This is a genomic window from Ruegeria sp. C9 (assembly GCF_056537585.1).
The window spans coordinates 379410-395622 of sequence record NZ_JBQFRU010000005.1; the positions used below are offsets into that span (position 1 = coordinate 379410).

The following is a 16213-nucleotide window of genomic DNA, read 5'->3' on the forward strand; positions in this document are numbered from 1 at the left end:
ATAGTGCCCCGTATCGATCCCCGCACCTTGTTCTCTCCGACCATATTGCTGGCGCTGGCGCTGATGGCGGTCATCGTGATGATGATCCTGCCCATGCCAGCCTGGGTACTGGACGTGGGGCTGGCGGCATCCTTTGCGCTGGCGATCCTGATCTTCACATTGACGCTGTTCATCGAACGGCCACTGGATTTCTCATCCTTCCCGACGATCCTGCTGGCCTCGCTGATGCTGCGCTTGTCGCTGAACGTGTCTTCGACGAAGCTGATCATCGGTCAGGGGCATACTGGCACTAACGCCGCTGGCGATGTGATCGAAGGTTTCGCCCAATTTGTCATGGGCGGCAGCATCTTTCTGGGCCTTGTGGTGTTTGGCGTTCTGCTGATCGTGAACTTCATGGTCATCACAAAAGGTGCAGCCCGCATGGCCGAAGTGGGTGCCCGGTTCGCGCTGGACGGGATGCCAGGCAAACAGTTGGCCATCGACAGTGACATGTCGGCTGGAGCCATCGATCACCAGCAAGCCAAAGAACGGCGTGAGCGCGAGCAGCAGGAGACCACCTTTTTCGGTTCGCTCGACGGCGCGTCGAAATTCGTCAAAGGCGATGCGATTGCCGGGTTGCTGATCACACTTCTCAACCTCGTGATGGGATTGGTCATGGGGGTCATCGTGCATGGGATGCCGGTATCGTCCGCCTTCGAAACCTATGCAATCCTGACCGTTGGGGACGGGTTGGTATCGCAGATACCAGCAGTGATCATCTCGATTGCGTCCGCCTTGCTGTTGGCGCGTGGCGGTACGCAGGGTGCAACCGACAATGCGCTCTTCTCGCAACTTGGACGCCACCCGGCGGCGTTGGGCACCGTAGCGGTTCTGATGGTGCTGTTCGCCCTGGTGCCCGGTTTGCCGTTCTTACCGTTCATTCTTGGGGCGGGGGTGCTGGGCTATGCGGCTTATTCAGGCCTCAGACAACGCAACGCCAGCGAGGCAGAGGCTCAGACCCCCGAGGCCGAGTCTGATACTCCGGTCTCGCAGGCTATCGGTGATATCCTGGACCTCGACGACGTTCACTTGGAATTCGCCCCTGATCTGGTCAGCATGGTGCTAAACCCCGGTACCGGCCTTGACGCGCGGATTGCCAACATGCGGACCTATGTCGCCTCAAGCTTTGGGCTTATCCTGCCCGAAATTCGATTGACTGACCGCGCCGATCTTCCGACCGGAACTTATGCGATCAAAGTACAAGGGGTCGAACAGGCGCGTGGCGTTCTGAATTCTGAACTTGTGCTCGCACTGGTACAGGACGGGCACGACTTTCTACCTGATGGCACCGATGTGACCGAACCCGTCTACGGTGCCCCGGCGCGCTGGATATTGCCCAAGGACCAGGAGGTCGCCGCACTGAATGGGGCCACCATCGTCACCCCTCCTGAAATTCTGGCGACCCATCTGCTTGAGATCATCAAACAGAATTTCTCGCGCCTTTTGACCCTGAAATCCCTTCGCCGCCTGCTGTCCGAGATGACGCGGCTCAGCGATCCGACCCGAGCGGAAGCCAACCGCAAACTGCTGGACGAGCTGATCCCAGACAAGGTGCCGATCGATACGCTGCATGCAGTCCTGCGGTTGTTGCTCGACGAACGGGTGTCGATCCGAAACATGGCCCTGATCCTTGAAAGCGTGGCCGAAGCACGATTGACCACCACCCAGCCCGAAGGGATCTGCGAACTGGTCCGCCAGCGGCTGGGCTTTCAACTGGTTGCCGACATGAAGCGCGAGGACGGCTCGATCCCTCTGATCCAACTCGCGCCGGAATGGGAGGACACATTTGCCACCTACCAGATCGACGCCGCGAACGCAGGTATCGACGTGGCACTACCGCCCAACCTGTTCAATAAGCTGGCCGATGGAGTTGTCGATAGCGTCGCAAAATCAGCAGATCACGGGTTGTTCCCGGCGGTCGTAACCACGACCCGCCGACGCAGATTGCTCAGGACCATTATGCACGCGCGCGGCGTCGCCAACCCCGTCCTGTCTTTTGAAGAGATCGGGCTTGAGGCGCGCCCCGCCTTGGTCGGAACGGTGCCCGCGTGATCTCAGTCCCGTCAGAGCTTTTGCCACATCTGGGGCAAAACCTGTGGCATCTGTTCGCCGTATTTCTTCGTGTGTCCGCATTGGTTTCGCTGCTACCGGCCTTTGGTGAACGCAGCGTCCCTGTGCGGGTCAAACTGGGCGTGGCAGTTGCTTTCACAATGATTGTCATTCCCGCCATACCCGCATCGGGTGTTATGCCGGGCTTTCACAAAATGATTGGATTAATCACCATCGAAGTCTTGATCGGTCTTATGCTCGGCATCGGGTTGCGCCTATTTGTCCTTGCACTACAAACTGCAGGTTCAATCGCGGCGCAAGCGACATCCTTGTCTCAGATCCTGGGCGGAGCGGCCGCAGAACCTGTCCCGGCGATGGGGTATCTGCTGACGCTGGCCGGCTTGGCGCTGGCGGTATTGCTTGGCCTTCATATCCGTGCAGCGCAGTTCATGATCCACAGCTATATGCTGTTTCCGATGGGCGCGCTTCCAACTGCGCCTGATCTGTCGCAATGGGGCGTTGCGCAAGTCGCCCGCAGCTTTGGACTGGCCTTTGCGCTGGCTATGCCCTTTGTCATCGCATCGCTGATCTACAACCTCGCACTGGGCGTAATTAACCGCGCCATGCCGCAGCTCATGGTCGCTTTTGTCGGTGCCCCAGCAATCACTTTCGCAGGCCTTTTCCTGCTTTTCGCCGGGGCACCATTGATCCTGGCAACCTGGTCTGACGCTTTGTTCGCCTTTCTCCAAAATCCTCTGGGAGGGCTGAGATGAGCGCATCAGACGACAGTGATAAGTCATTTGAGGCGACCCCGCAAAAGCTGGAAAAAGCCCGCAAAAAAGGCGAGGTGGCGAAGTCCAATGATCTGTCGGTGGTGGCTGCATACATGGGACTGCTCGTCGCACTTTTGCTCACGGGGCAATTCACGGCAGAGCATCTGGGGACTCTGTTCGTGGTCTTGATCGACCAATCAGATCAATTCGCAAGCTTGCTGACCGTCGGACCCGCGACATCCACCGTCGCTGGGATTCTGAGATCAACTCTGGCACCAATCGCCGCGTTGTTTATCGTTCCGGCAGTCGCGGTGTTGCTCAGCCTGATCGCCCAGCGCGCACTGATCTTCGCGCCGGAAAAGCTGAAACCACGCGGTTCACGCATCTCGATCGTCTCAAACGCAAAGAACAAGTTTGGCCGGGGCGGGTTGTTCGAATTCGCCAAGAGCTTTGTTAAATTGTTGATCTATGGAACATGCCTGACCCTATTTTTGCACGCCCACCTGCCCGAGATTCTGACAGCCAGTGCAGCCGCCCCGAGATCCTCAATTCTGTTGATGATGAACTTACTCAGCCAATTTCTGTTTATCGTCATAATGATCGCGCTGGCGATCGGCATGATCGACTATCTGTGGCAACATGCCGAACACCTTCGCAAAAACAGAATGTCACGCAAAGAAATTCAGGATGAAACCAAGGATTCCGAGGGTGATCCGCACGTCAAACAGCAGCGTCGCCAACGCGCGCAGGACATAGCAACCAATCAGATGATGGCGGATGTGCCCAAGGCCGATGTGGTGATCGTCAACCCGACGCATTATGCGGTGGCGCTGAAATGGTCGCGAGCAAGTGGCAGCGCTCCGGTTTGCGTCGCCAAAGGGGTAGATGAAATCGCGGCAACAATCAGGGCCACGGCCGGAGACGCAGGCATTCCTATTCATTCCGATCCACCAACAGCACGCGCATTGCACGCGACCGTCGGGATCGGACAGGAAATTACCGAAGAATACTACCGACCCGTTGCAGCAGCTATTCGGTTTGCCGAAGCCATGCGCAAACGAGCGAAGGGCCAGGTCGGATGACGCAAGATCGCATAGACAACCTTTTGACCGTCGTCGAAGCTGTTTATCAACAGGAACACCAAAAATTGCACCCTTTGTTGCAGCGCGAAGCCCAGTTGCTTCAGCAATTGACGCGTCTGGATTCTCAATTAGCCGAAGTAAAAGCGACGAGTTCACAGTCGGATGGCTATCAGGTCACCGGCACAGACCTGTTGTGGCACGGCTGGGAATCTTTGACACGGCGCAACCTGAACACCGAGTTGGCGCGCCTGCGATCACAAAAGCTTGCGGCAATGGAAGAATTGCGTGGGGCATTTGGGCGCAAACTGGCCGTTGCCGATCTGTCGCGCCGCCTGCAAGAACACAAGCGACGCGTGCGACAATCTAAGGCTCAGGATTCGTAACCCCAACCCGTTCAGGTATCCTGTCGGCTGACACTCATGATCAGAACTTGCGAGACATCTTCGCCCAGATCCTTTCTCGCAACCTCCAGCAACGCATTGCGCAATGCCGTCAGGTTGTCTGACCGCGTGAATGCGCCGTCAAACCCGCCGATATTGGCGTGATCAAACAGAACTTGCAGAAACCGGTCCCTTAATTTTGGCTCGATCTCATAAAACGCTTCGGCAATCCCCGGCCTCACCTCAAGGCTGAGGGACATGGTGACGAGCGCCGATATCTCGTCCTCGGAAACCACGGGGACCACGAACTGTTTGGTGAGTTTCAGGTACTCATGTGTTTCCGATTGATCATCTTTGCCGGGTTTAGTTTTGTTTTTCTTGTCTTCATTGGGTTTTTGCCCAGCCTCCGCAAGATCTTCAGCTTCCCCGGAAGGGGACAATAGGATCCGGGCGCCCGCACCGGCAGCCAGGCCGAAAACCAGAAAAACGATCGGTAGTAGTTTTCCCATCAGAGCGGCCCTCAGAACGGTAGCAAGGTATCAAGTATCTGTTGTCCATAGCGTGGTTGCTGCACATCCGTGATCTGCCCGCGGCCACCATAAGACACCCGCGCTGACGCGATCTTGTCATAGGTGATTTCATTCTGGCGCGAGATATCTTCGGGGCGGACATAGCCCGAGACCAGCAATTCCCGAAGTTCGAAATTCACCCGCAGTTCTTGCGATCCAGAAATCGAAAGCACACCGTTTGGCAACACGTCGACGACCGTTGCTGCCACGCGCAAGGTCAATTTTTCTTTGCGTTTGACCGATCCCTTGCCTTTGCTGACCGAAGCCGAGTCAATTGAAACGGCATCATCAAGTGAGGCGCCTTCCGGCAGGCGTTCACCTGCGCGCTGAGGAAGGCCGAAGAGTTCCGGCACCGCAAGACTTTCTGACCCGGCCCGCGACCGGTTGGTGTCGTTGGATATTTCGGCCTTTTCATCCAGCTCGATCACGACTGTCAGAATATCCCCTTTTTTCATCGCCCGTTGATCACCAAGCAAGGAATGCTGACCGCCACTCCACAAAGATGACTGATCAACGGTTCGCTGAGGCTGGCTGTGCAAAGGTAGTCCGGGCCACAGCATCGCAACATGCTCAGGCGATTCCGTGTTTGGTGTCAGGCTGGGCGGCTTGCCAAGGTGGTCCAATCGTCCACACGCCGCAACACTCAGAACGACAAATAGCAGGGGTTTCGAAAGGCTCGGCATCATTTAACCTCAATTTGTCCATCGGGACGGATTACGCCCGTTACTGTTGTGCGAGACGCCAGATTCATGACACGGATACGCTCGCCTGCTGCGCCCCGACCCAACGCGCGGCCTTCGGCAGTGATCGATAGCGCGACGTGATCGAACACCAGCGTCACCAGATCGTTTCGGTCCACGATCGCAGGCGGACCGACATCGGCAGGGCGGATTGGCCGACCTGGATAAAGCGCAACACGTGCCTCCTGACCGATAAGATCCTCTGGCCTACGAACCGCCCCATTGACCTCAGAGGTTTTGACTTCGAGGTCGGATGAGACAATGACCTCTTTGGCGCGGATCGTGCGGGTCGGCACAACGATCTCGGCCAAGCTTGGCATCGGCGTCAGGCATAGTATGAGGGTTAACAGACGCATCACCGCACCTGCGTGGTCGCGCCCATCATCTGGTCGACGGCGGAAATAACTTTGGCGTTCATTTCATAGCCACGCTGCGCTTCGATCAGTTCCGTGACCTCGCGCACCGCATCGACTGAGCTGTCCTCAAGATAGCCCTGCCGCAATGTGCCCAGCCCATCTTCGCCCGGGGTGCCGACAACCGGAGCGCCCGAGGCTTCGGTTTCCTTGAAGAGGTTGCTACCAATCGCCTCAAGACCCTTGGCGTTCGAGAAGCTGGCCAGCGTAAACTCGCCCAGCAACTGCCCCTCGGCCGTATCATCGAAATAGGCATAGACCTCACCCGCCGCATTGATTGAGATCGATCTGGCATCGTCTGGAATGGTAATTTCAGGGGCAACGGCAAAGCCATCAGAAGTTACGATCAGACCTTCGGCCGAACGTTTCAGGCTTCCGTCTCGGGTAAAGGCGGATTGGCCATTCGGCATGGTGACTTCAAGATAACCTCGCCCTTCAATGGCGACATCCAGATCACTGCCCGTTGCCGAGAGCCCACCCTGTTCCAGCTGTACGGTGACGGCGGCAGGGCGCACGCCCAACCCCAGCTGAATACCTGTCGGAAGGACCGTTCCATCCGAGGCATTGACCGCCCCGGCGCGCGCCATCTGTTGATAGTGCAGATCGGCAAACTCGGCCCGGCGGGTGTTGTAGCCGGTTGTATTCATATTCGCGAGGTTGTTTGAAATTGTCTCAACCCGCATCTGCTGTGCGGTCATGCCCGTAGCCGCGATCTTCAATGCTCGCATGTCGTATTCTCCTTCCGGTAATCAGCGCATCAATGCCTTAAGCGCCCCGCGAACCCGTTCGTCTTCGGCCTCAAGAAAACTCTGCCCGAGCTCGTAGGCCCGCTGAATTTCAATCATCCGGGTCACCTGACCAATGGCATTGACATTCGATCCTTCGAGGAACCGATGCAGCACGACCGGCTCGTCCACCGGGTCCACCTGCCCGCCTGCACGAAAATGTGTGCTTCCTTCGCGCACCAGGTTTTCGGGATCGGCGACGTTGTAGACACCGATCTGGCTCAGAAGTTGTCCATCGACGCTCATCGTGCCGTCGCTGCCAACATCGATCGTTGCGGCGTCGGGCGGGACAAAGACCGACGCGCCATTGCTGTCCAGAACCCGGTGCCCGTCCATCGTCACCAGATCGCCCTCAGCATTGGGTGAGAAACTGCCGGAACGCGTCAGGCGGTTCCCTGCGGGCGTTTCGATCATAAAGAACCCGTCCCCTTCGATGGCAAAGTCGAAGGACCCGCCTGTCTCGGTCAGCACACCTTGTTGAAGAGAAGTGTTTCGAACCTGCGCACGGCTGAGCGATAGTGAAGGATTGCCCGGCATATCCCGGACGAATTCGGAGAACACCAACCCCTGCTGACGATACCCGGTCGTGTTGGCATTGGCGATATTGTTGGCCACCATTCGCATCTCATCCATGAGACCGGATTGGCGGGACAAGGTGACATAAGCGGTGTCCATTAGCGACCTCCGGCAATAAGCGGGACCAATGTCCCGGTAAAAAACGTAACAAGGGTCTGGGTCATGAAGCCCATCGACATCCAGAACACGACCACGATTGCAATCAGCTTAGGCACGAAGGTCAGGGTCATCTCCTGAACCGAGGTCAGCGCCTGAAACAAACCAACTGTAAGGCCCGAGATCAGCGCCACCGCCAGGATCGGAACCGACGTGATGACTGCAACCCAAAGCGCCTGGCGCACGATGTCGTAGAACAGACCTTCGCTCAGCATCGTTCAGACCGGCATCCGCAAGATTTCCTGATAGGCTTCAACGACTTTGTTCCGAACAATCACAGCCGTTTCCACTGCCAACTCTGTCTGCGCCAGCGCCTGAACCAAAGCGTGCGGGTCGGCCTGCCCAACCATCGAAGATTGCGTGACTTGCTCGCTGTGTTTCAGCGTCGCCACGAAATCCTGAAACGAGGATCGCAGCCCTTGCGCTGTCCCCTGATGTTCGGGGTCGGCCTGCGTTGCTGGGCGCGCACCCGTATAATTCTGCGCGGCGGTAAGTGAGCGAACATCCATTCTGGTATTCCTTTATTTTCGGAGTAGATCCATCAGACTCGATGACATCTGCCGGGTCTGGTCGAACATCTTGAGGTTGGCTTCATAGCTGCGCTGCGCCTCTCGGGCGTCTGCTATTTCGATCATCAGATCGACGTTTGATCCTCTGTAATGGCCAGTCTCATCAGCCATAGGGTGGCCAGGATCATAAATTCGGCTCAGGTCGCGACGATCGAGTTTGACGCGCCCCACCTGAACCATTTCATTTCCGTCCCGTTCGACTGTCTCAAACGGGACTGTCTTACGCCGGTATCCGGGCGTATCGGCGTTCGAGATGTTCTCGGACACATGACGCAACCGCGCTGCTTGCGCACGCAGTGCGCTAGCCGACGCGTCCAACGAGTAGGAAAAATCGCTCATCGTGAATTCCCCTATGCCCGGCCCAGGCTCGTGCGCAGCACACCGATTGAAGACTTGTAGATCGCTAATGCCCGGTCATGTTGTCGCTTGACCTCGACAGCTTTCAGCATCTCTTCTTCCAATGAAACACCATTGCCATTCGGATCGCTCGAAGCCGCGACCGTGAATTCAGCCCAAGGCTGAGCGCGCACATCACCATTCAGATGACCCGTCCGAGTCGCGGTCATCGCGACCTCTTGGCTCGTGTTTTCTAACGCTGTCTGGAATGCTTCAATATCGCGGGACTTGTATCCCGGCGTATCCGCGTTGGCCATGTTGCGCGCAACAACCGCTTGCCGTTGTCCGGCATGGGCTGCCATTGCGTACGCAGTCTTAAAGACGTTCAGATCATTGAACATCGGGGCTTCTCCCTCGATCAATTTCAATCAAGGCTTAACCCCGATTCCTTTAGAAACCGTTTTCAACAAATCTATTTGGAGGACCTGCGATGGCCGATCTCGATCCGATGCGTCTGAAATGCGAATTCGATAGGATGTCGGCGGTACACCATATCGGGCGTGTGACCGGTGTTGCGCGCGGCGTGGTTGAAATCGATGGTCTGACCGCCCAAGCCCGGATCGGGGATCATCTGACGCTGCGCCGACAAAAAGGCCCGGACCTGCCGGGCGAGGTCCTGCATGTCGAATCAGGCGCGATCCATATGCTGCCAGCCTCCGCACCCGATGGCGTAAGCCTGGGGGATCAGGTCTCTCTCGACCAGATGCCTGCCTTTGCGCCCGGAATGCATTGGCTTGGGCGGGTGATCGATCCGTTTGGCAAACCTCTGGACGGCAAGCCCCTGCTGCCTGGCACGCTTGAACGTGACCTTATGCAGGCCCCGCCAACCGCGGTATCGCGCAAGCCGCTGGGCGGTCGTGTGGAAACCGGGTTGGCGATCCTCAACACGATGCTGCCCATTGTCCAAGGCCAGCGAATCGGCCTGTTCGCCGGTTCTGGCGTTGGTAAGTCGACACTGCTGGCGACGCTTGCCCGCTCAGTCCAGGCGGATGCTGTGGTCGTTGCATTGGTGGGCGAACGCGGGCGCGAAGTGAATGAGTTTGTCGAGAACGCCCTGGGTGCCGAAGGTCTGAAACGATCGGTCATCGTGGCCGCAACCTCGGATCAATCGGCCCTGATACGCAGACGGTGCGCATGGTCGGCCATGTCGGTGGCGGAATACCTGCGGGATCAAGGGTTAAACGTTCTGTTTCTGGCCGATTCAGTTACCCGCTTTGCCGAAGCGCACCGCGAGATTGCTGCCGCAATGGGTGAGGCCCCATCGCTACGTGGCTACCCGCCATCGGTCACGCCGCTGATTGCAAACCTGTGCGAACGGGCGGGTCCCGGAACTGCCGATCAAGGTGACATCACCGCAGTCTTCAGTGTTCTTGTCGCGGGTTCTGACATGGACGAGCCCATTGCGGACATTCTGCGCGGCGTCTTGGACGGACATGTCGTGCTGAGCCGAGACATCGCCGAACGCGGGCGCTTCCCGGCCATTGACCTCAGCCGATCCGTATCACGCAGCCTACCAGGTGCGGCGACCGCAGATGAGAACCATTTGATTACAGAAACCCGCAAGCTGGTCGGCAGTTATGAGCAATCTGAGGTGATGATCAAAGCCGGTCTCTATGCCGAAGGAACAGATCCTTTGTTGGATCGCGCCGTCCGAGTCCACGAAGAGCTAGATAGCTTTTTTGCGAAGGCTGATCCCGATGGTATCGAAAACAGCTTTAATCGATTATCTCTGATTTTAAGGCGCGCTGGTGTAAACCCGGTGTCGCAGTCTTAGAATTCAGAACAGTTTTAAGTGTTAAGCCCACCTTAACACCTGCCCTGCTAGGCCAGTAAGCGGGTGAATAGAAGGTGGTGGAGATGGGTGCGCAATCCAATGCGGCGCCAATCATCATCAAGAAGAAACGTGTATCGGGTGGCGATGCTCACCACGGTGGTGCGTGGAAGGTCGCGTATGCGGACTTTGTCACTGCCATGATGGCGTTCTTCATGTTGATGTGGCTGCTGAATGCAACGACCGAGACGCAACGCAAGGGTCTGGCGGATTATTTTTCGCCCACGATACCGGTCAATCCGGTCTCGGGCGGTGGCGATGGTGCCTTCGGCGGTGACAACATGTTTTCGGAAAAAACCATGGTTATGGATGGATCAGGTGCCAGCAATCGGAACCCCACCGAGGCGAAACAGGCGCGCGGATCAACCGGCGTGGATGCGAAAGGCGGCGGTAAGGGTGCGTTCGAAGATTTCTCGTCGCTCGAGGCGCAGTTGCTGGGGCGCGCTGGGGAAAGCCTGGTGTCCGATAAGATGCGCAAGCACATCGTGACCCGCGTCACCGACGAAGGGCTGGTGGTCGAGCTGTTCGCCACTGAGGATCAACCGTTGTTCGAATCGGGGACAGACACGCCAACCCAAATGATGCGCGCGCTGACACTTTTGGTAGCGCGGTCTTCTGATCTGGTGACAAACGCAATCGCGGTTGAAGGGCATGTGCGGTCTGCGCCCGTCGTGTTGGCGAATAACCCGGTCTGGGATCTGTCGACCGCGCGGGCGCAAAGCACCCGCCAACTGCTGCAGAACAAAGGCATCCAGCCACAGCGGTTGGACCGCGTGACTGGGCACGCGGACCGAGAGCTTTCGGATAAAAACCCCATGGCGGTACGCAATAATCGGATTGAGATCATCTTTTTACGCAACCCTTAGGGGGTAAAGGATAGACAGCATTTTAGCTGTTAGCCGGCTGTTAAGGGCCAGTGCGGTACGTGTTGCATCAACGAATGACGCAACAAAAGGGCGTACCGATGACCATATCCTCTTCGCTGAATGCCGGTGTGGCAGCGTTGAAGGCCAACGCCAACAGGCTGGCCACGATCTCTGACAACATCGCCAATTCATCGACATTTGGCTATAAAAGGGTCGAGACCGACTTTCACTCCATGGTCACATCTGGTCAGGGCGGCAGCTATTCGGCAGGCGGGGTCAGAACCACCAGCCAACGCCTGATAGATCAGCGCGGATCGCTGGTAACCACCAACAATTCAACCGATCTGGCCGTGCGCGGCAGAGGCATGCTGCCTGTCCGTCCCAGTTCGCAGATCGCGTCAGGTTCAAATGAGATGCTGCTGACCACGACAGGCTCATTCCGCACCAATGAGGAGGGGTATCTGGTCACACAATCCGGCCTTGTACTTCTTGGCTGGCGTGCCAATCCAGATGGCTCGATCCCCAGCGTCCCGAGGGATACGCCCGCCGCTCTGGAACCCATTCAGCTAAGCGTCAATCAGCTTTCGGGCGCCCCCACAACATCCATGAACCTGCGGATGAACCTGCCTGCAACAGCGACCGACGCTGGTGCTCCGGGTGACACGCAGCCCTTGTCGGTCGAGTATTTTGACAATTTGGGCAAGTCTGAAAGCGTCGATATCGAATTGGTCCCCACCGTTCCTGCAACCGGCAGCAGCAATGAATGGACCATGACCTTGCGCGATTCGGCCTCGGGCGGCGCTGTCATCGGAGAATATACCCTGACCTTCACCGATAGCCGTACAGCCGGTGGAACACTAGCCAGCGTCACCGCCGTGACCGGCGGTGCCTATGACCCGGCAAACGGCAGCGTTGTCGTCAACGTCGCCGGCGGACCGATGGAGATCAACATCGGCCAGATCGGCGATGCGGACGGCATTACACAGCTTTCCGATACCTTTGCTCCGGTTTCGATCACACGCGATGGTTCGGCCGTTGGCACGATGACAAGCGTACAGGTTGATGAGAACGGCTATGTCTATGCTTTCTATGATACTGGGGTCAGCCGCCGGATGTTCCAGATTCCGCTGGCCGATGTGCCGAATCCAAACGGTCTGACGGCGTTGGACAGTCAGACCTATGCCCCCTCGCGCGACAGCGGCACCTTTTTCTTATGGAACGCGGGTGAAGGTCCGACAGGCGATCTCGTGTCTTTCGCACGCGAGGAATCGACCACCGATGTCGCCACCGAGTTGACCTCAATGATCCAGACCCAGCGGGCCTATTCCTCAAGCGCCAAGGTCATTCAGACTGTGGATGAGATGCTGCAGGAAACCACCAATATCAAACGCTGATCTGATGATTGATCAACGAAAGGGATGCGTCCGATGAATATGTCGACAGCACTGAACAACGCTCTGGGCGGGCTGAGCGCAGCCAGCCGTGGTGCGGCGGTGGTTTCAGGAAACATCGCCAACGCCTTGACCCCGGGATATGCTCGCAGATCGCTTGAACTGGCGACCAGCGCAGTTTCTGGTAATGGCGTTCGTGTCGTTGGTATCACTCGGCACCAGGATCCGGTACTGATCGCAAACCGCCGTGCGACCGATGCAGACCTGATGGCAGCCAAAACCGTGGCGCAATTTCATTCAAGTTACGAGAAACTGTTGGGGGCAGCCGACGATGCCACTTCGATCTCGGCCAGACTGGCCCAATTCGAAAGCAGCCTGATTACAGCTGCAAGCCTGCCCGGCTCAGCCCAACGGCTGGATCAGGCCGCCCGTGCAGGCGGTACATTGAGCACAGCGCTCAATACAGCGTCCGAAGGGGTGCGGCAAATGCGATCCGATGCGGATCGCACGATAGGCAAACAGGTCGATACGCTGAATCAGACTCTGAAAGACATCGAGAAACTGAATGCTCGTATCCCCGCTGTCCGCAATTCGGGCGGTGATATTGGCGCGCTGTTGGATCATCGTCAGATTCTGGTCGATCAAGTCAACGAGTTGGTGCCTGTCAACGCGATCGCGCGCGATAATGATCAGATTTCCCTTTATTCCGATGGCGGGTTGATCCTGCTGGAAGGAACCGCGGCCGAGTTTTCGTTCTCGACCACAGGCGATACCATGCCGCATATGACCGTTGGCAACGGGTTGTTGTCCGGGCTCGAGATCAACGGCCGACCCGTTCGCGTGAGCGGTGAGTTCGCCCAAATCCGAGGCGGCGCATTAATGGCCCAGTTCTCGGTCCGCGACGAACTGACTGTCGAAGCGCAAGCCGATCTGGACGCCGTCGCCCGCGACCTGATCGAGCGCTTTGAAACCACCGGGTTGGACCCGACCGCTACCGCGACCGATCCGGGCGTCTTCACGGATGACGGCAGCCGCTTTGATCCGGCTTCTGAAACCGGTCTTGCGTCGCGCATCTCACTAAATGTTGTGGTCGACCCAGACGCAGGGGGCGACGGCTGGAGATTACGCGCGGGTCTGGGGGCATTGACCCCCGGTGCGCCGGGTGATGCCAGCCAGTTGCAAGCTTTTGGGGCCGTTCTGACCGACTCACGCCCGGCCCCTAGCGTGGGATTTGGGACAGGCACGATGCGCGCGGCCGAGATCGCCGAGGCGTTGCTTTCCAAAGCCGGGGCAAACGCACACACAGCTGACCAGCGCAGCAGTTTTGCAGCAAACGCGCAGCTGGAAATGCAAAAAGTCGTCGCGGAGCAAGGTGTTGACAGTGACGCGGAACTGCAGCGCTTGATGCAGATCGAGCAGGCATATGCCGCAAACGCACGCATCGTCGCTGTCGTGGATGAACTGATGGATACCCTGTTGAGGTTATGAACATGACACTGAATTCGATCGGGGATCTGGCCCGCGGTCTTACCCTCAGAACTCGCAGCGCCGAGATCAAATCACAAATCGAAACACTGTCGTATGAGATGTCCACCGGCAAGGTGCAGGATATCTCGGGCCGTCTGGGTGGTGATTACTCGCACCTACTGGATCTAGATCGCAGCCTGGAACGGTTGGACGCGCTTTCCATCGCCACCGCCGAGGCGCGGCTATTCACGGACGCAATGCAATTGAGCCTGACAACGCTAAGCGGCTCGGTCGCCGAGATGTCAGCGTCGCTGCTATCATTCGGCACGGCGAACCAGACCGTGACACATGAACAAGCATCGGTTCAGGCACGAAATGAGCTCGACACAATGATCTCAGCCCTGAATACGCGGGCTGGAGGGCGCAGCCTGTATTCTGGAACATCGACTGACGTCTCACCTCTGCCCTCCGCTAAAACATTATTGACAGCGCTGCAGGCCGAATTGATAGGGCTGACCTCCCTAACAGATATCCAACAGGCCGCTGAGGATTGGTTCAACGACCCCGCCGGATTTGATGCGGTGATATATCAAGGTGGCACAGACACCTTGGCTCCGATGCAGATTTCCGAGAACGAGCGGATCACGCTTCCGATCACTGCGACAGACCCCACGCTCAAGGACGCTTTGCGCGATATTGCGGTTGCGGCTCTGGCCACAGATGATGCGCTTGGATGGACGCCTGATCTACGAACCGCGATGTTCACGCAGCTTGGTGTTGAGCTGGCCAATACACAGGATGCGACGGTCAATTTGCGCGCCCAGGTCGGCGCGGCTGAGGCGCGTGTGGAGCAAGCCGCAACGCGCAACGCCGCCGCAAGGACCAGCGCTGAGCATGCGCGCAATGCGTTGATCGCTGCAGATCCCTATGAGACTGCGGCACAGTTGCAAACCGTGCAGTTCCAACTGGAGAGTCTGTATTCCGTGACCGTTCGCAATGCCAACCTGTCACTGGTGAATTTCTTAAGATGAAGATACTCGCATTCCTTTTGATAGTCTTACCGTGCATTGCCAATGCCGGGGCTATACGCCTGAAAGATCTGGTGGATTTCGACGGTGTCCGCGGCAATGATCTGGTTGGCTACGGCCTTGTGGTTGGCCTGAATGGCACCGGCGACGGCTTGCGCAATTCTCCGTTCACCGAAGAGATTATGTCCAACATTCTCGAACGGCTGGGTGTAAACGTGAATGGTGAAGATTTTCGCCCCAAAAACGTCGCCGCCGTATTGGTCACCGCCACCCTTCCACCATTCGCGCGTGTCGGAGGTCAGATTGACGTTACTGTCTCTGCCATCGGAGATTCCAAAGGGCTTCTTGGGGGGACATTGATCATGACACCCCTGAATGCAGCGGATGGTCAGATTTATGCCGTGGCACAAGGGACAGTGCTTGCCGGAGGCGCTGCGGTTGAGGGCGATGCAGCGTCGGTTGTCAGTGGGGTGCCGACATCGGGTGTCATACCCGCGGGCGCGCGGGTGGAGCGTGAGATTGATTTTCAGCTTGCTGATTTGACTCAACTGAGGCTGGCGCTGAGAGAACCGGATTTCACGACCGCAAGCCGCATTGAGGCCGCCATCAACAGGGAGTTCAACCGCGCCGTCGCACTCATGCGCGATTCCGGCACTGTGGAGTTAAGCGTCGAGGCGACGCGGGCCGTATCAACCGCGCATGCGATTGGACGTATTGAAAACATTCTGGTCGAACCCGAAAGCAAAGCCCGCGTCGTGGTGGACCAAAGATCGGGCACAATTGTCATGGGTCGGGACGTCAGGATTTCACGCGTGGCGGTATCGCAGGGCAACTTGACCCTCACAGTCGAGGAAGCCCCGATTGCCGTTCAGCCCAATCCGTTTGCGCGGGGTGAAACCGTCGTTGTTCCACGCACCTTTGCCGGGATCGAAGAGGAAGAAGGAACCGGGCTTGCAGAAATCCCCGAGGCAACCACCTTGTCCGAAGTGGTCGCCGGGTTGAACGCCTTGGGCGTGTCGCCACGCGATATGATCGACATCCTGAAAACCATCAAAGCTGCCGGGGCACTTCATGCAGAGTTCATCGTGAGATGAGCAGTCAGA

Annotated in this window: 19 protein-coding genes; 10 read left to right on the forward strand and 9 right to left on the reverse strand. The window is 57.6% G+C overall.

Annotation, left to right across the window (positions count from 1 at the left end; translation table 11 throughout):
• The first annotated feature begins 3 nt into the window (after positions 1 to 3).
• Genes flhA through ACR0NE_RS15400 form a run of 4 tightly spaced genes read left to right on the forward strand, consistent with a single transcriptional unit; the run spans position 4 to position 4326 of the window.
• Positions 4 to 2091, forward strand: coding sequence for a flagellar biosynthesis protein FlhA (gene flhA / locus ACR0NE_RS15385; RefSeq protein WP_170597156.1), 2088 nt, complete (start codon positions 4 to 6; stop codon positions 2089 to 2091).
• Positions 2088 to 2861: a flagellar biosynthetic protein FliR gene (locus ACR0NE_RS15390; protein ID WP_170597155.1), complete on the forward strand. Its 774-nt coding sequence runs from the start codon at positions 2088 to 2090 to the stop codon at positions 2859 to 2861. The genes flhA and ACR0NE_RS15390 overlap by 4 nt, the downstream gene beginning before the upstream one ends.
• Positions 2858 to 3943, forward strand: a complete 1086-nt coding sequence (gene flhB, locus ACR0NE_RS15395; RefSeq protein WP_170597154.1) for a flagellar type III secretion system protein FlhB — start codon at positions 2858 to 2860, stop codon at positions 3941 to 3943. The genes ACR0NE_RS15390 and flhB overlap by 4 nt, the downstream gene beginning before the upstream one ends.
• Positions 3944 to 3966: 23 nt before the next feature.
• Positions 3967 to 4326, forward strand: coding sequence for a hypothetical protein (locus ACR0NE_RS15400; RefSeq protein ID WP_480459809.1), 360 nt, complete (start codon positions 3967 to 3969; stop codon positions 4324 to 4326).
• Positions 4327 to 4337: 11 nt separating this feature from the next.
• Here the strand turns inward: ACR0NE_RS15400 and ACR0NE_RS15405 are convergent, their stop codons facing one another.
• Genes ACR0NE_RS15405 through ACR0NE_RS15445 form a run of 9 tightly spaced genes read right to left on the reverse strand, consistent with a single transcriptional unit; the run spans position 4338 to position 8868 of the window.
• A complete protein-coding gene (locus tag ACR0NE_RS15405) occupies positions 4338 to 4832 on the reverse strand; it encodes a flagellar basal body-associated FliL family protein (RefSeq protein WP_170408681.1) in 495 nt (164 codons plus the stop codon).
• An 11-nt stretch (positions 4833 to 4843) separates the two neighbouring features.
• On the reverse strand, positions 4844 to 5575 hold the full coding sequence (gene flgH, locus ACR0NE_RS15410; RefSeq protein ID WP_170395282.1) for a flagellar basal body L-ring protein FlgH: 732 nt from the start codon (positions 5573 to 5575) through the stop codon (positions 4844 to 4846).
• Positions 5575 to 5988: a flagellar basal body P-ring formation chaperone FlgA gene (flgA, locus tag ACR0NE_RS15415; protein WP_170597152.1), complete on the reverse strand. Its 414-nt coding sequence runs from the start codon at positions 5986 to 5988 to the stop codon at positions 5575 to 5577. The genes flgH and flgA overlap by 1 nt, the downstream gene beginning before the upstream one ends.
• Complete coding sequence (flgG, locus tag ACR0NE_RS15420; protein ID WP_170395277.1) at positions 5988 to 6773, reverse strand: flagellar basal-body rod protein FlgG; 786 nt, start codon at positions 6771 to 6773, stop codon at positions 5988 to 5990. Before flgG ends, flgA begins: the two co-directional genes overlap by 1 nt.
• A gap of 21 nt (positions 6774 to 6794) precedes the next feature.
• Positions 6795 to 7505 carry a flagellar hook-basal body complex protein gene (locus ACR0NE_RS15425; RefSeq protein ID WP_170408684.1) on the reverse strand — a complete coding sequence of 237 codons (711 nt, stop codon included), beginning with the start codon at positions 7503 to 7505 and terminating at the stop codon, positions 6795 to 6797.
• Positions 7505 to 7777: a flagellar biosynthetic protein FliQ gene (locus ACR0NE_RS15430; RefSeq protein WP_170395271.1), complete on the reverse strand. Its 273-nt coding sequence runs from the start codon at positions 7775 to 7777 to the stop codon at positions 7505 to 7507. The genes ACR0NE_RS15425 and ACR0NE_RS15430 overlap by 1 nt, the downstream gene beginning before the upstream one ends.
• Before the next feature lie 3 nt (positions 7778 to 7780).
• Positions 7781 to 8071, reverse strand: coding sequence for a flagellar hook-basal body complex protein FliE (fliE, locus tag ACR0NE_RS15435; protein WP_170395268.1), 291 nt, complete (start codon positions 8069 to 8071; stop codon positions 7781 to 7783).
• Between the two features lie 12 nt (positions 8072 to 8083).
• Positions 8084 to 8470: a flagellar basal body rod protein FlgC gene (gene flgC, locus ACR0NE_RS15440; RefSeq protein ID WP_170597151.1), complete on the reverse strand. Its 387-nt coding sequence runs from the start codon at positions 8468 to 8470 to the stop codon at positions 8084 to 8086.
• An 11-nt stretch (positions 8471 to 8481) separates the two neighbouring features.
• Positions 8482 to 8868 (reverse strand): FlgB family protein, encoded by a 387-nt coding sequence (locus ACR0NE_RS15445; RefSeq protein ID WP_170597150.1) that lies wholly within the window; start codon positions 8866 to 8868, stop codon positions 8482 to 8484.
• Between the two features lie 107 nt (positions 8869 to 8975).
• Between ACR0NE_RS15445 and ACR0NE_RS15450 the strand changes: the two genes are divergently transcribed.
• The 6 genes from ACR0NE_RS15450 (at position 8976) to ACR0NE_RS15475 (ending at position 16204) form a co-directional block, all read left to right on the forward strand.
• Positions 8976 to 10301, forward strand: a complete 1326-nt coding sequence (locus ACR0NE_RS15450; RefSeq protein ID WP_480459860.1) for a FliI/YscN family ATPase — start codon at positions 8976 to 8978, stop codon at positions 10299 to 10301.
• Positions 10302 to 10384: 83 nt separating this feature from the next.
• Complete coding sequence (locus tag ACR0NE_RS15455; RefSeq protein ID WP_170567488.1) at positions 10385 to 11224, forward strand: flagellar motor protein MotB; 840 nt, start codon at positions 10385 to 10387, stop codon at positions 11222 to 11224.
• 98 nt (positions 11225 to 11322) lie between these two features.
• Complete coding sequence (locus tag ACR0NE_RS15460) at positions 11323 to 12618, forward strand: flagellar hook protein FlgE (protein WP_255611994.1); 1296 nt, start codon at positions 11323 to 11325, stop codon at positions 12616 to 12618.
• Between the two features lie 33 nt (positions 12619 to 12651).
• On the forward strand, positions 12652 to 14103 hold the full coding sequence (gene flgK / locus ACR0NE_RS15465; RefSeq protein WP_170597148.1) for a flagellar hook-associated protein FlgK: 1452 nt from the start codon (positions 12652 to 12654) through the stop codon (positions 14101 to 14103).
• 2 nt (positions 14104 to 14105) lie between these two features.
• Positions 14106 to 15113 (forward strand): flagellin, encoded by a 1008-nt coding sequence (locus ACR0NE_RS15470; RefSeq protein ID WP_170597147.1) that lies wholly within the window; start codon positions 14106 to 14108, stop codon positions 15111 to 15113.
• Positions 15110 to 16204, forward strand: coding sequence for a flagellar basal body P-ring protein FlgI (locus ACR0NE_RS15475; protein ID WP_170597146.1), 1095 nt, complete (start codon positions 15110 to 15112; stop codon positions 16202 to 16204). The genes ACR0NE_RS15470 and ACR0NE_RS15475 overlap by 4 nt, the downstream gene beginning before the upstream one ends.
• Positions 16205 to 16213: the final 9 nt, after the last annotated feature.

Coding starts and splice junctions, on each gene's coding strand:
- flhB (WP_170597154.1), top strand. CDS start 2,858: ATGAGCGCATCAGACGACAGTGATAAGTCATTTGAGGCGACCCCGCAA.
- ACR0NE_RS15405 (WP_170408681.1), bottom strand. CDS start 4,832: ATGGGAAAACTACTACCGATCGTTTTTCTGGTTTTCGGCCTGGCTGCC.
- flgH (WP_170395282.1), bottom strand. CDS start 5,575: ATGCCGAGCCTTTCGAAACCCCTGCTATTTGTCGTTCTGAGTGTTGCG.
- flgA (WP_170597152.1), bottom strand. CDS start 5,988: ATGCGTCTGTTAACCCTCATACTATGCCTGACGCCGATGCCAAGCTTG.
- flgG (WP_170395277.1), bottom strand. CDS start 6,773: ATGCGAGCATTGAAGATCGCGGCTACGGGCATGACCGCACAGCAGATG.
- ACR0NE_RS15425 (WP_170408684.1), bottom strand. CDS start 7,505: ATGGACACCGCTTATGTCACCTTGTCCCGCCAATCCGGTCTCATGGAT.
- ACR0NE_RS15430 (WP_170395271.1), bottom strand. CDS start 7,777: ATGCTGAGCGAAGGTCTGTTCTACGACATCGTGCGCCAGGCGCTTTGG.
- fliE (WP_170395268.1), bottom strand. CDS start 8,071: ATGGATGTTCGCTCACTTACCGCCGCGCAGAATTATACGGGTGCGCGC.
- flgC (WP_170597151.1), bottom strand. CDS start 8,470: ATGAGCGATTTTTCCTACTCGTTGGACGCGTCGGCTAGCGCACTGCGT.
- ACR0NE_RS15445 (WP_170597150.1), bottom strand. CDS start 8,868: ATGTTCAATGATCTGAACGTCTTTAAGACTGCGTACGCAATGGCAGCC.
- ACR0NE_RS15450 (WP_480459860.1), top strand. CDS start 8,976: ATGCGTCTGAAATGCGAATTCGATAGGATGTCGGCGGTACACCATATC.
- ACR0NE_RS15455 (WP_170567488.1), top strand. CDS start 10,385: ATGGGTGCGCAATCCAATGCGGCGCCAATCATCATCAAGAAGAAACGT.
- ACR0NE_RS15460 (WP_255611994.1), top strand. CDS start 11,323: ATGACCATATCCTCTTCGCTGAATGCCGGTGTGGCAGCGTTGAAGGCC.
- flgK (WP_170597148.1), top strand. CDS start 12,652: ATGAATATGTCGACAGCACTGAACAACGCTCTGGGCGGGCTGAGCGCA.
- ACR0NE_RS15470 (WP_170597147.1), top strand. CDS start 14,106: ATGACACTGAATTCGATCGGGGATCTGGCCCGCGGTCTTACCCTCAGA.
- ACR0NE_RS15475 (WP_170597146.1), top strand. CDS start 15,110: ATGAAGATACTCGCATTCCTTTTGATAGTCTTACCGTGCATTGCCAAT.